At 70.3% G+C, this 13,050-nt stretch carries 12 protein-coding genes; 9 read left to right on the top strand and 3 right to left on the bottom strand.

Annotation, left to right across the window (positions count from 1 at the left end):
* Position 1 precedes the first annotated feature (1 nt).
* Positions 2-799 (bottom strand): peptidylprolyl isomerase, encoded by a 798-nt coding sequence (locus tag ACIOGX_RS32560; protein WP_356513907.1) that lies wholly within the window; start codon positions 797-799, stop codon positions 2-4.
* 141 nt (positions 800-940) lie between these two features.
* Here ACIOGX_RS32560 and ACIOGX_RS32565 point away from each other — a divergent pair, with 141 nt between their 5' ends.
* The 4 genes from ACIOGX_RS32565 to ACIOGX_RS32580 all read left to right on the top strand — a co-directional run bounded on the left by ACIOGX_RS32565 (position 941) and on the right by ACIOGX_RS32580 (position 5,183).
* Entirely contained in the window at positions 941-1,663 is a 723-nt protein-coding gene (locus ACIOGX_RS32565; protein WP_356513905.1) for an MBL fold metallo-hydrolase, read from the top strand.
* A gap of 13 nt (positions 1,664-1,676) precedes the next feature.
* On the top strand, positions 1,677-2,939 hold the full coding sequence (hisS, locus tag ACIOGX_RS32570; RefSeq protein WP_401918210.1) for a histidine--tRNA ligase: 1,263 nt from the start codon (positions 1,677-1,679) through the stop codon (positions 2,937-2,939).
* Between the two features lie 183 nt (positions 2,940-3,122).
* The gene (locus tag ACIOGX_RS32575; protein WP_356513901.1) at positions 3,123-3,758 is read left to right on the top strand and encodes a vitamin K epoxide reductase family protein; all 636 of its coding nucleotides are present in this window, start codon (positions 3,123-3,125) and stop codon (positions 3,756-3,758) included.
* 69 nt (positions 3,759-3,827) lie between these two features.
* Positions 3,828-5,183: a replication-associated recombination protein A gene (locus ACIOGX_RS32580; protein WP_356513899.1), complete on the top strand. Its 1,356-nt coding sequence runs from the start codon at positions 3,828-3,830 to the stop codon at positions 5,181-5,183.
* A 3-nt stretch (positions 5,184-5,186) separates the two neighbouring features.
* Here ACIOGX_RS32580 and ACIOGX_RS32585 read toward each other — a convergent pair whose 3' ends face one another.
* Positions 5,187-5,888, bottom strand: a complete 702-nt coding sequence (locus ACIOGX_RS32585) for a DUF2470 domain-containing protein (RefSeq protein WP_401764596.1) — start codon at positions 5,886-5,888, stop codon at positions 5,187-5,189.
* Between the two features lie 176 nt (positions 5,889-6,064).
* Between ACIOGX_RS32585 and rpsD the strand changes: the two genes are divergently transcribed.
* Positions 6,065-6,679 (top strand): 30S ribosomal protein S4, encoded by a 615-nt coding sequence (rpsD, locus tag ACIOGX_RS32590; RefSeq protein WP_030355486.1) that lies wholly within the window; start codon positions 6,065-6,067, stop codon positions 6,677-6,679.
* A gap of 15 nt (positions 6,680-6,694) precedes the next feature.
* On the opposite strand, the gene ACIOGX_RS32595 is transcribed toward rpsD, so the two are convergent.
* Entirely contained in the window at positions 6,695-8,926 is a 2,232-nt protein-coding gene (locus ACIOGX_RS32595; RefSeq protein ID WP_401918213.1) for an ATP-binding protein, read from the bottom strand.
* Positions 8,927-9,095: 169 nt separating this feature from the next.
* Between ACIOGX_RS32595 and ACIOGX_RS32600 the strand changes: the two genes are divergently transcribed.
* Genes ACIOGX_RS32600 through ruvX form a run of 4 tightly spaced genes read left to right on the top strand, consistent with a single transcriptional unit; the run spans position 9,096 to position 13,049 of the window.
* Positions 9,096-9,539, top strand: a complete 444-nt coding sequence (locus ACIOGX_RS32600; protein ID WP_356513892.1) for a DUF948 domain-containing protein — start codon at positions 9,096-9,098, stop codon at positions 9,537-9,539.
* A gap of 7 nt (positions 9,540-9,546) precedes the next feature.
* Positions 9,547-9,909, top strand: coding sequence for a DUF6167 family protein (locus tag ACIOGX_RS32605; protein ID WP_356513890.1), 363 nt, complete (start codon positions 9,547-9,549; stop codon positions 9,907-9,909).
* Positions 9,909-12,578 carry an alanine--tRNA ligase gene (alaS, locus tag ACIOGX_RS32610; RefSeq protein WP_356513888.1) on the top strand — a complete coding sequence of 890 codons (2,670 nt, stop codon included), beginning with the start codon at positions 9,909-9,911 and terminating at the stop codon, positions 12,576-12,578. Before ACIOGX_RS32605 ends, alaS begins: the two co-directional genes overlap by 1 nt.
* A 6-nt stretch (positions 12,579-12,584) precedes the next feature.
* The gene (gene ruvX / locus ACIOGX_RS32615; RefSeq protein WP_129772738.1) at positions 12,585-13,049 is read left to right on the top strand and encodes a Holliday junction resolvase RuvX; all 465 of its coding nucleotides are present in this window, start codon (positions 12,585-12,587) and stop codon (positions 13,047-13,049) included.
* The last annotated feature ends 1 nt before the right edge of the window (position 13,050 follow it).

Genomic DNA, 13,050 nt, shown 5'->3' on the forward strand with positions numbered 1-13,050 from the left:
GTCACGCCGTGTCGACCGTGCCCTTCTCCACGGTGACGGTCTTCTTGGGCGCGCCGTCGCCCGTGCCGCCGTCCACTCCGGCCTTCGCCACGGCTTCCACGACCTTCAGGCCGGCGTCGTCCATGGTCCCGAACGGCGTGTAGCTGGGCGGGAGTTTGGTGTCCTTGTAGACCAGGAAGAACTGGCTGCCGCCGGTGTGCGGCTGGCCGGTATTGGCCATCGCGACCGTCCCCGCCGGGTACGTGACCGAGCCGTCGGCGCCCGCCTTGCCGAGGGCCGTCAGATTCTCGTCCTCGATCGTGTAGCCGGGACCGCCGGTGCCGTCGCCCTTCGGATCGCCGCACTGGAGCACGAAGATGCCCTCGGTGGTCAGCCGGTGACACTTCGTGCCGTCGAAGTACTTCTTGTCCGCGAGGGCCTTGAACGAGTTCACCGTGTGCGGTGTCTTCTTGGCGTCCATCGCGATGGAGATGTCGCCCTGGCTCGTCGTGAGCGCCATGGTGTATTTGGCGTTCTTGTCGATCGTCATCTTCGGCTCGGGCTCGCTGCTCTCGCTCGGCGAGGGCGAGGGCGAGGTGGAGGCGCTCGACTCCGGGGCGGCGGCCTTGTCGCTGCTGTCGCCGTCCGTCAGGCCGACCGAGGCGTACGCCGCGGCTCCCGCGAGCACCACCACGGCCAGCACGGACGCGATGATGACATTGCGGCGCTTCGCCTTGTTCCGGGCCTCGGCCCGGCGCTGCTGCTGCCGCTCGAACTTCTCCCGGGCGAGCTGCCGCCGCCGCTGATCGCTGTTGACCACCGGGTCCACTCCTCGTATGTGTATGTGATCCTGTCCGGCCTGATCTAGCCCGTTACCGTATATGGGTTCGCTGTGGATTGAGGACCGCCGGTAGTCTCTGAACTGCTGCATTCTCCCGACGGACGACATATAAGGACGATCGTGCTCATTGCCGGGTTCCCCGCCGGGGCCTGGGGGACCAATTGCTATCTGGTCGCCCCCGCCGCGGGCGAGGAGTGCGTGATCATCGACCCGGGCCACCAGGCCGCTCAGGGCGTCGAGGACGCGGTTCGCAAGCACCGGCTCAAGCCCGTCGCCGTCATCCTGACTCATGGGCACATCGACCATGTCGCCTCGGTCGTCCCCGTGTGCGGAGCACATGACGTACCGGCGTGGATCCACCCCGCGGACCGCTACATGATGAGCGACCCCGAGAAGGCGCTCGGCCGCTCGATCGGGATGCCGCTGATGGGCGAGCTGACCGTGGGGGAGCCGGCCGAGGTCCAGGAGCTGACGGACGGCGCCGAACTGGCGCTGGCGGGACTGGAGTTCACCGTCGCGCACGCCCCGGGCCATACCAAGGGGTCGGTGACGTTCGGAACGCCCGAGGCGGTCGGCGGTGCCGATATCCCGCCGGTTCTCTTCTCGGGCGATCTGCTCTTCGCCGGCTCCATCGGACGCACCGATCTGCCCGGTGGCGACCACGCCGAGATCATCGAGTCCCTGGCACGGGTGTGCCTGCCGCTCGACGACTCGACCGTGGTCCTGTCCGGACACGGCCCCCAGACGACCATCGGCCGCGAGCGCGCCGCCAACCCTTATCTGAGGGAGCTGGCCGCCGGCCACGGAAGCGGCCCGACCGCCGCTCCGCGACGAGGAATGTGAAGCACCGATCTCCATGAGCACCTTCCGGGCCCCCAAGGGCACCTACGACCTCATCCCGCCCGCCTCGGCGGTCTATCTCGCCGTGCGCGAGGCCATCTCCGCGCCGCTGCGCAACTCCGGCTACGGCTATATCGAGACGCCCGGTTTCGAGAAGGTCGAGCTGTTCGCCCGCGGCGTCGGCGAGTCCACCGACATCGTCTCCAAGGAGATGTACGCCTTCGAGACCAAGGGCGGCGACAAGCTGGCGCTGCGCCCCGAAGGCACCGCCTCCGTGCTGCGCGCCGCGCTGGAGGCCAATCTGCACAAGGCCGGGAATCTGCCGGTCAAGCTCTGGTACTCCGGCTCGTACTACCGCTACGAGCGTCCCCAGAAGGGCCGTTACCGCCACTTCTCGCAGGTCGGCGCCGAGGCGATCGGCGCCGAGGACCCCGCGCTCGACGCCGAACTGATCATCCTGGCCGACCAGGCGTACCGCTCCCTGGGGCTGCGCGACTTCCGTATCCTGCTCAACTCGCTGGGTGACAAGGAGTGCCGCCCCGTCTACCGCGAGGTGCTCCAGAACTTCCTGCGCGGGCTCGACCTGGACGAGGACACGCGCCGGCGCATCGAGATCAACCCGCTGCGGGTGCTCGACGACAAGCGCGCCGACGTACAGAAGCAGCTCGTCGGGGCGCCGATGCTGCGCGACTATCTGTGCGACGCGTGCAAGGCGTACCACGAGGAGGTCCGCGAGCTGCTGACGGCCGCCGGGGTGGCGTACGAGGACGACGAGAAGCTCGTACGCGGTCTCGACTACTACACCAGGACCACCTTCGAGTTCGTGCACGACGGGCTCGGCGCGCAGTCCGCGGTGGGCGGCGGCGGCCGGTACGACGGGCTCTCCGAGATGATCGGCGGCCCGGCGCTCCCGTCGGTCGGCTGGGCGCTCGGCGTGGACCGTACGGTGCTGGCGCTGGAGGCCGAGGGGATCAGGCTCGATCTCCCGAACGCCACCAGCGTCTTCGCGGTGCCGCTCGGCGAGGAGGCGCGGCGACGGCTGTTCGCCGTCGTCACCGAGCTGCGCAGGGCCGGGATCCCCGCGGACTTCTCGTACGGCGCGAAGGGCCTCAAGGGCGCCATGAAGAACGCCAACAGGTCCGGTGCCCGCTACACGATCGTCGTGGGCGAGCGCGATCTCGCGGAGGGCGTCGCCCAGCTCAAGGACATGGAGAGCGGCGAGCAGTCGGCGGTGCCGCTCGACGACCTTGTGACGGAGCTGACACAGCGGCTCGGCTGACCGCGCGGAAACGGTGCGGGGCCTGGACGGAGACCGTCCGGGCCCCGCTTTCCTTATGCCGGGCGAACGGTGGACCCGGGGGCCTGTGCGGCACAATGAGCCTGCCCCGGAGGTCTCCGAGTGCGCTAGCTCCCCGTGTGAACTCCCTGAGCGCGCGAACTCCCCGAGTGATGGAACGGTGATATGACGCGAGCAGTGGTGGACGACGTCTCCTCCGACCGCGAGGAAGGGACGGCCACGGGCACCGTCGGCGGCAGCCGGGCGTTCGCGCTCCTGCTGGTCATCACAGGCGCGGCGGGGCTGCTGGCGGCCTGGGTGATCACCCTCGACAAGTTCAAGCTGCTGGAGGACCCGTCCTTCACGCCCGGTTGCAGCCTGAACCCGGTGGTCTCCTGCGGCAACATCATGAAGAGCGACCAGGCGTCCGCCTTCGGCTTCCCGAACCCGATGCTGGGACTCGTCACCTACGCCGTCGTGATCTTCATCGGGGTCGGACTGCTCGCCGGGGCGCGCTACCGGAACTGGTTCTGGCTCGGGCTGAACGCGGGCACCCTCTTCGGCGTCGGATTCTGCACCTGGCTCCAGTACCAGTCGCTGTACACCATCAACTCGCTCTGCCTGTGGTGCTGCCTGGCCTGGGTCGCCACGATCCTGATGTTCTGGTACGTCACGTCCCACAACATCCGCGAGGGTGTCCTGCCCGCGCCGTCGTGGCTGCGCGGTTTCCTGGGCGAGTTCACATGGGTGCTGCCGGTGCTGCACATCGGGATCATCGGGATGCTCATCCTGACCCGCTGGTGGGACTTCTGGACCGGCTGAGGACACCGTAGGCGGACCGGGGCCGCCGAGGGCGACGGCGTTGTCAGTGGTCTGGCATAGGCTTCACGCGTGGAGCCCGACCTCTTTACCGCAGCGGCGGAAGACCGCCAGGAGAAGGACCCGTCCAGCAGCCCCCTGGCCGTCCGGATGCGCCCGCGCGTCCTCGACGAAGTCGTCGGCCAGAGCCATCTGCTGAAGCCCGGATCCCCGCTGCGGAGACTGGTGGGCGAGGGGAACGGCGGCCCGGCCGGTCCTTCGTCCGTGATTCTCTGGGGCCCGCCGGGCACGGGCAAGACGACCCTCGCGTATGTCGTCTCCAAGGCGACCAACAAACGCTTCGTGGAGCTCTCCGCGATCACCGCGGGCGTCAAGGAGGTCAGGGCCGTCATCGACGGGGCCCGCCGCGCGTCCGGGGGCTTCGGCAAGGAGACCGTCCTCTTCCTCGACGAGATCCACCGCTTCAGCAAGGCCCAGCAGGACTCCCTGCTGCCCGCGGTCGAGAACCGCTGGGTCACGCTCATCGCCGCCACCACCGAGAATCCGTACTTCTCGGTGATCTCCCCGCTCCTCTCCCGCTCCCTGCTGCTCACGCTGGAGCCGCTCAGCGACGACGATCTGCGCGGTCTGCTGCGGCGGGCCCTCACCGAGGAGCGCGGTCTCGGCGGCGCGGTCACGCTCCCCGACGACGCCGAGGCGCATCTGCTGCGGATCGCGGGCGGCGACGCACGGCGCGCGCTGACGGCGCTGGAGGCGGCGGCCGGCGCCGCGATCGACAAGAGCGAGAAGGAGATCGGCCTCCGGACCGTGGAGGAGACCGTCGACCGGGCGGCGGTGGCCTACGACCGTGAGGGCGATCAGCACTACGACGTGGCGAGCGCGCTCATCAAGTCCATCCGCGGCTCCGACGTCGACGCGGCACTGCACTATCTGGCCCGGATGATCGAGGCGGGGGAAGACCCCCGGTTCATCGCCAGACGGCTGATGATCTCGGCGAGCGAGGACATCGGTCTGGCCGATCCCACCGCACTGCCGACGGCGGTCGCCGCCGCCCAGGCCGTGGCCATGATCGGATTCCCGGAGGCCGCTCTCACCCTGAGCCACGCCACCATCGCGCTGGCGCTGGCCCCCAAGTCGAACGCGGCCACGACCGCCATCTCCGCCGCCCTGGAGGACGTCAAGAAGGGGCTGGCGGGGCCGGTCCCCACGCATCTGCGCGACGGCCACTACAAGGGCGCGGCCAAGCTCGGCCACGCCCAGGGCTATATCTATCCGCACGATGTGCCGGGCGGTATCGCCGCCCAGCAGTACGCGCCGGAAGAGGTGCGGGGCAGGCGCTACTACGAGCCCACGCGGTACGGCGCGGAGGCGCGGTACGCGGACGTGGTCGACAAGGTGCGCGAACGGCTGCGCGGGGACAGGGCCTAGGCGCTATCCCGCGGCCGCGTCGAAGAGCGTGTGCATCGCGTACCGCAGCTCGTTGACGTTCCGCACCGGCTCGGGGAAGTCGAAGCGGGCGTCGAAGCACCGCACTCCGGTGAAGCGCACCCGCAGCCCGAAACGGTCGAGCGCGACGGGTACGGCGACGGTCCCGGCGGCCCCGGACTCCGAGGGGCCGGTGGCCCGTTCGCCGAGCAGCCCGCGCAGCGACCGGACCTCCGCGCCGTGCGCGGAGTGCAGATGCTGGAGCAGTTCCGCCTCGTGCTCCACGAGCGGATCGGCCGCGGCCGTGGCGAAGTCCTCGGGCTCCACCGAGTCCGCGCCCCAGAGATCGTCCACGCACGCCTCGCCGACCTCCAGCCGCAGCGTCATACGACCGGGTTCGGCGCCGCCCGGTACGCGGGTGAGCCAGCCGGAGAGCCAGGCCCGGCCCCGGATACGGTGGGGTACGGACACGGGCGCGACATCCGTGACCTCCAGCACCGCGTTCAGCTCGTCGTCCTGCGCGTGCGCCGCGGCGCGTACGGCGGGGGAGTCCGCGGGGAACGCGAGGAACACCTCGCCGTCCGGTCCGACGCTCCGCGCGTCGGGCATCAGCTGGTACGGCTTGGCCCCGTCCAGGCCCGGAATGATCAGTACTGCCGAGCATGTACTCTGTACGAGAGTTCGTGTGCGCTCGGCTGCTGACGGCATCCGATCGATTTCAAGCCCGCTGGGACGCGGCTGACCATGAGCTGATCGGACCTCCGTCGAATCGTCGCTCTGTGCGCCGAGGCTGTCTGTGATGCGCGTGGTGTTCCCAGGGCGAGACATGCGATCTCCTTAAGTAAGGTGAGCCTAACCTAACCTACAACGGAGGTCTGGAGAACGTGCCTAACCAGTCGCGTCCCAAGGTCAAGAAGTCACGCGCGCTCGGTATCGCGCTGACGCCGAAGGCTGTCAAGTACTTCGAGGCCCGTCCCTACCCGCCGGGCGAGCACGGCCGTGGACGCAAGCAGAACAGTGACTACAAGGTCCGTCTGCTGGAGAAGCAGCGCCTGCGCGCCCAGTACGACATCAGCGAGCGCCAGATGGCCCGCGCCTACGACCGCGCCCGCAAGGCCGAGGGCAAGACGGGCGAGGCCCTGGTCGTCGAGCTGGAGCGCCGCCTCGACGCGCTGGTCCTGCGGTCGGGCATCGCCCGCACCATCTACCAGGCCCGCCAGATGGTCGTCCACGGCCACATCGAGGTCAACGGTGGCAAGGTCGACAAGCCGTCGTTCCGCGTCCGTCCCGACGACGTCGTGATGGTCCGCGAGCGCAGCCGCGAGAAGGTCCCCTTCCAGGTCGCGCGCGAGGGTGGCTACGACACCGACGGCGAGACCCCGCGCTACCTGCAGGTCAACCTGAAGGCCCTGGCGTTCCGCCTGGACCGTGACCCGCAGCGCAAGGAGATCCCGGTCATCTGCGACGAGCAGCTGGTCGTCGAGTACTACGCCCGCTGACGCGGACCCGAAGTCTCAGCCCGCCGCTTCCCCGCCCCGCGCGGTGGGGGAGCCGGCGGGCTTCCGCGTTTTCCGGGCCGGCCGGCGGGCTTCCCGCTGCTGGTGCCGCGGCGTGGCGGCCGGCCGCCGCACGGCGAGCGCGCGCTCCACGGCCGCGCCCGGCGACAGCCCGAGCCCCTCGCCCTCGTACGCCGCGTACCGCTCCGTACCCAGCTCCTCGCTCGCGCGCCGCTCGCACAGCGCGCGCGGCGCACCGAAGAAGCCGGAGCCGAACAGCTGCGGGCCGACCGACTCCCACAGCCCGTTCGCGGCCCCCTGGAGCACCGCGGCCTCCGCCGGATCGCCCTCGCTCTCGGTCACCAGCGCCATCAGCTCGACGGCCAGCACCAGCCCCACCAGATCGTTGAATCCATGGTGGATGGCGATCGACTCCGCGATGAGCGCGCGCGCCTCGGTGTGCCCCTCGCGCGTCCAGGCGGAGTAGGCCAGTACATACAGCGCGTACGCCCTGGTCCAGCGCTCGCCGCTGTCCTCGCAGATCTCGCGCACCTCCTCGCACAGCGCGACCGCCGCCTCCAGATCGCCCTGGAACACCAGCGCCATGGCCAGCTCGACCTGGCCCATCAGCACATTGCTGTTCAGCTCGCCGAGTTCCCGGTACGAAGCGAGCGCCGAGCGCAGCAGCCGTTCGGCGCGCGGCATGTCGTCGGTGAGCAGCGCCTGACAGCCCAGTCGGTGCACGGCATAGGCGCGCGCCAGCGCGTTGCCGGTGCGCTCCGCCTCCTCCCGGCACTCGTGCAGGGCGCCGGACGCGGCCGTGTTGTCCCCCTGGAGCACCGCGACATAGCCGAGCACCCACAGGGCCTTGAGCCGCGACTCGTCATACGGGGTGTCCAGCGCGAGAGCCCGGCCCAGCCAGTGCCGCCCCTCGGTGAGCCGGCCGCATCCCGCCCAGTAGAACCAGAGCGTGCCCGCCAGATGCTGGCCCAGATGCGCTTCGTCGGGACTCTCCAGACACAGTTCGAGCGCGGCGCGCAGATTGGGCAGCGCGCTCTCCGTACCGGCCGCGACCTCCGCCTGACGCGGGCTGAACCAGTCCAGCTCGTACCAGGTCGCCAGCCCCATGTACCAGTCGCGATGGCGGCGGCGCATCCGGTCGGTGTCCTCCAGGGCGTCCAGCCACTCGGCGCCGTACGCCCTGACGGTGTCCAGCATCCGGTAGCGCGTACCCGCCCGGGTCTCCTCGCGGACGACCAGGGACTGGGAGATCAGCTCGGCGAGGACGTCCAGGACGTCTTCCTCCGGCAGCTCGGGTCCGCCGCACACATACTCGGCGGCCTCCAGATCGAACGGTCCGGCGAAGACCGACAGCCGCGCCCACAGCAGCCGTTCGGCCGGGGTGCACAGCTCATGGCTCCAGCCGATCGCGGTCCTGAGCGTCTGGTGGCGCGGCGGCGCGCCCCGTCTGCCGTCGGTGAGCACCCGGAAGCGGTCCCCGACGCGGTCGAGGATCTGTTCGACGGAGAGGGCATGGAGCCGCCCGGCCGCCAGTTCCAGCGCGAGCGGGATCCCGTCGAGGCGCCGGCACAGCTCCCGGACGGCCGCGGACGGGGCGTCGGCCCGCCCCGGACCCGGACCGTGCCGCGGACCCGGACCCGGACCGTGCCGCGGACCGGGTGATACGGCGGCGGCCCGTTCGGTGAAGAGCCGGACCGCGTCCGTCTCCGTCATCGGGGCGAGCGCGAACGTCAGCTCGCCGTCCACCCTGAGCGGACGCCTGCCGACGGCGAGCACCCGCAACTCCGGTGCCCGGCGCAGCAGTTCCCGTACGAGCGTGGCGCAGGCGTCGACGAGCTGCTCGAACCCGTCGATGACCAGCAGTAGTTGACGCGTGGCGAGATGGCCGGCGAGCACCCGGCGCGTGGGCCTGCCGCTGTGGTCCGTCAGTCCGAGCGCCTCCGCCAACGCGTGGTCGAGCAGCTCGGGGTCGCGGAGCGCGGAGAGTTCGGCGAGCCGGACGCCATCGCAGTAGCGTTTCTTCATGGCATCCGCGGCTTTCAGGGCCAGCCGGGTCTTGCCGACTCCGCCCACCCCCACCACCGTGACCAGCCGGGACGCCCCGAGCTGCCGTGTCAGGGAGGCCAGCTCGTCGTCGCGCCCCACGAAGCGGTTCAGCTCGGCGGGGAGACTGCCCGGAGCCGGGGCGGGCACGGCCGACGGAGGGCCGGAGCGAAAGGGGCGTCGCATGGGACACGCAGAGTACTCAACCCGCCGCACTCCGTACAATCTCTCCCGCTGAACGCCACCCCGGCCGCCGCTAATCCGGTACGGGACGCGACCCCCGGCGCGATAGGGTCGGAGGACGACTTTCCAGTCGCTTTCCAGATGACCTTCGACGATCAGGGAGCGGTGCGGCGTGACCGGTGGAGAGGTTGCCGGGATCCTGGTGGCCGTGTTCTGGGCCATTCTGGTCTCCTTCCTGGCCGTGGTGCTGGTGAGGCTGGCGCAGACCCTCAAGGCGACCACCAGGCTGGTGGCGGACGTGACCGAACAGGCCGTGCCGCTGCTGGCGGACGCGTCCGCGACGGTCCGCTCCGCGCAGACCCAGCTCGACCGGGTCGACGCCATCGCGACGGACGTCCAGGAAGTCACCTCCAACGCCTCGGCGCTCTCCACGACGGTCGCCTCGACCTTCGGCGGCCCGCTGGTCAAGGTCGCCGCGTTCGGCTACGGCGTACGCCAGGCGCTCGGACGCAGGGGAGCACCGGACGCCGCCGCGGCGCCCGAGCCGGCCGTCCGGCGCAGGGTCATCCCCGGGCGTACGCTGCCGTCCGCCCGGCGCAGGAAGAAGAAGGGCTGACGCAGCGATGTTCCGCCGTACGTTCTGGTTCACCGCGGGCGCGGCCGCCGGTGTCTGGGCCACCACCAAGGTCCACCGCAAGATCAAGCAGCTGACCCCGGAGAGCCTCGCGGCCCAGGCCGCGAACAAGGCGATCGACGCCGGGCACAAAGTCAGGGAATTCGCCGTTGACGTCAGAGCCGGGATGGCACGGCGCGAGGCGGAGCTCGGCGAGGCGCTCGGTCTCGACGCGTCCGCCGACCACGCGCTTCCCGCTCCCCGGCACCGCGCCGCCATCGAGTACACGGAACAGTCCCGGACCGTGTACTCCGCCCACCCGCGGAACCACCCGCGTCACCACGACCCGCACAACCGGAATGAGGACCACTGATGGAGTCGGCTGAAATTCGTCGCCGCTGGCTGCGCTTCTTCGAGGAGCGCGGTCACACCGTCGTCCCTTCGGCGTCGCTCATCGCGGACGACCCGACTCTGCTGCTGGTCCCGGCGGGCATGGTGCCCTTCAAGCCGTACTTCCTCGGCGAGGTCAAGCCGCCGTACCAGCGCGCCACCAGCGTGCAGAAGTGCGTGCGCACACCGGACATCGAAGAGGTCGGCAAGACCACCCGGCACGGCACGTTCTTCCAGATGTGCGGCAACTTCTCGTTCGGCGACTACTTCAAGGAAGGCGCGATCACCTACGCCTGGGAGCTGCTCACCAGCTCCGTGGCGGACGGCGGTTACGGGCTCGACCCGGAGCGCCTGTGGATCACCGTCTACCTCGACGACGACGAGGCCGAGCGGATCTGGCGCGAGAAGATCGGCGTACCGGCCGAGCGCATCCAGCGCCTGGGCATGGGCCCCAACTTCTGGTCCATGGGCGTGCCCGGCCCCTGCGGTCCCTGTTCCGAGATCAACTACGACCGGGGCCCCGAGTTCGGCGTCGAGGGCGGCCCCGCCGTCAACGACGAGCGGTACGTGGAGATCTGGAACCTGGTCTTCATGGAGTCCGAGCGCGGTGAGGGGACCGGCAAGGAGGACTTCGAGATCCTCGGGGACCTGCCGTCGAAGAACATCGACACGGGTCTCGGCCTCGAACGCCTCGCCATGATCCTCCAGGGCGTACAGAACATGTACGAGACCGACACCCTGCGCGTCGTCATGGACAAGGCCACCGAGCTGACGGGCGTGCGGTACGGCGCCGAGCACGGCTCCGACGTCTCCCTGCGCGTGGTCGCCGACCATATCCGTACGTCCGCCATGCTCATCGGCGACGGCGTCACCCCCGGCAACGAGGGCCGCGGCTATGTGCTGCGCCGCATCATGCGCCGCGCCATCCGCAACATGCGGCTGCTCGGCGCCACCGAACCGGTCGTCGCCGATCTGATCGACGTGGTCATCAAGACCATGGGCGAGCAGTACCCGGAGCTGGAGACCGACCGCAAGCGCATCGAGACCGTGGCCCTCGCCGAGGAGGCCGCCTTCCTCAAGGCCCTCAAGGGCGGCACGAACATCCTCGACACCGCCGTCACCGAGACCAAGTCCGCCGGTGGCCGGGTCCTCTCCGGCGACAAGGCGTTCCTGCTCCACGACACCTGGGGCTTCCCGATCGACCTCACCCTGGAGATGGCCGCCGAACAGGGCCTCTCCGTGGACGAGGACGGCTTCCGGCGGCTGATGAAGGAGCAGCGGGAGCGGGCCAAGGCCGACGCCAAGGCCAAGAAGTCCGGCCACGCCGACCTCTCCGCCTACCGCGCCGTCGCCGACAACAGCGGTTCCACCGAGTTCACCGGCTACACCTCCACCGCGGGCGAGTCCACCATCGTCGGCCTCCTCGTGGACGGTGTGCCGTCGCCCGCCGCCACCGAGGGCGACGAGGTCGAGATCGTCCTCGACCGCACGCCCTTCTACGCCGAGGGCGGCGGCCAGCTCGCCGACCAGGGCCGGATCAAGCTCGACACCGGCGCCGTCATCCAGGTCCGCGACGTCCAGCAGCCGGTCCCCGGTGTCTCCGTGCACAAGGGATCCGTGCAGGTCGGCGAGGTGACGGTGGGCTCCTCCGCCTATGCCGCCATCGACATCAACCGCCGCCGCGCCATCGCCCGCGCCCACAGCGCCACGCACCTCACGCACCAGGCGCTGCGTGACGCCCTCGGCCCGACGGCCGCCCAGGCCGGCTCGGAGAACTCGCCGGGCCGCTTCCGCTTCGACTTCGGCTCGCCCGCCGCCGTACCCGGCACGGTCCTCCTCGATGTCGAGCAGAAGATCAATGAGGTCCTCTCCCGCGAGCTGGACGTGCAGGCCGAGGTCATGTCGATCGACGAGGCCAAGAAGCAGGGCGCCATCGCCGAGTTCGGCGAGAAGTACGGCGAGCGGGTCCGCGTCGTCACCATCGGCGACTTCTCCAAGGAGCTGTGCGGCGGTACGCATGTCCACAACACCGCCCAGCTGGGTCTGGTGAAGCTGCTCGGCGAGTCGTCGATCGGTTCCGGGGTGCGGCGCATCGAGGCTCTGGTCGGCGTGGACGCCTACCACTTCCTCGCCAAGGAGCACACCGTCGTCGCCCAGCTCCAGGAGCTGGTCAAGGGCCGTTCCGAGGAACTGCCCGAGAAGATCTCCGGCATGCTGGCCAAGCTGAAGGACGCCGAGAAGGAGATCGAGAAGTTCCGCGCGGAGAAGGTGCTCGCCGCCGCCGCCGGACTCGCCGAGAGCGCCAAGGACGTACGGGGCACGGCGCTGGTCACCGGGCAGGTCCCGGACGGCACCTCGGCCGACGATCTGCGCAAGCTGGTCCTCGACGTCCGCGGCCGTATCCAGGGCGACCGGCCGGCCGTCGTGGCGCTGTTCACCACGGCCAACGGACGCCCGCTGACGGTCATCGCCACCAACGAGGCCGCCCGTGGACGCGGTCTCAAGGCCGGTGACCTGGTCCGTACCGCCGCCAAGACCCTCGGTGGCGGCGGTGGCGGCAAGCCGGACGTCGCCCAGGGCGGCGGCCAGAACCCGGACGCCATCGGGGACGCCGTCGCCGCTGTGGAACGCCTCGTCGCCGAGACGGCCTGACGCCGTATGCGACGCGGACGCCGGCTCGCGATCGATGTCGGGGACGCCCGGATCGGGGTCGCCTCGTGCGACCCCGACGGGATCCTGGCCACGCCGGTGGAGACCGTGCCGGGGCGTGACGTCCCGGCCGCCCACCGGCGGCTGCGCCAGATCGTCGAGGAGTACGAACCGATCGAGGTGCTGATCGGGCTCCCGCGCTCGCTCAACGGGGGCGAGGGACCGGCCGCGGCGAAGGTACGGACGTTCGCCGAGGAGATGGCGCGGTCCGTCGCGCCGCTGCCCGTACGACTGGTCGATGAGCGGATGAGCACAGTGACGGCCAGTCAGGGATTGCGGGCCTCGGGCGTGAAGGCGAAGAAGGGCCGGTCCGTGATCGACCAAGTGGCGGCGGTCGTCATCCTCCAGAGCGCGCTTGAGGCCGAACGGGTATCAGGTAATCCTCCCGGCGAGGGCGTCGAAGTGGTCATCTGAT

The organism is Streptomyces sp. NPDC088147 (genome assembly GCF_044741565.1).
Lineage (GTDB): Bacteria > Actinomycetota > Actinomycetes > Streptomycetales > Streptomycetaceae > Streptomyces.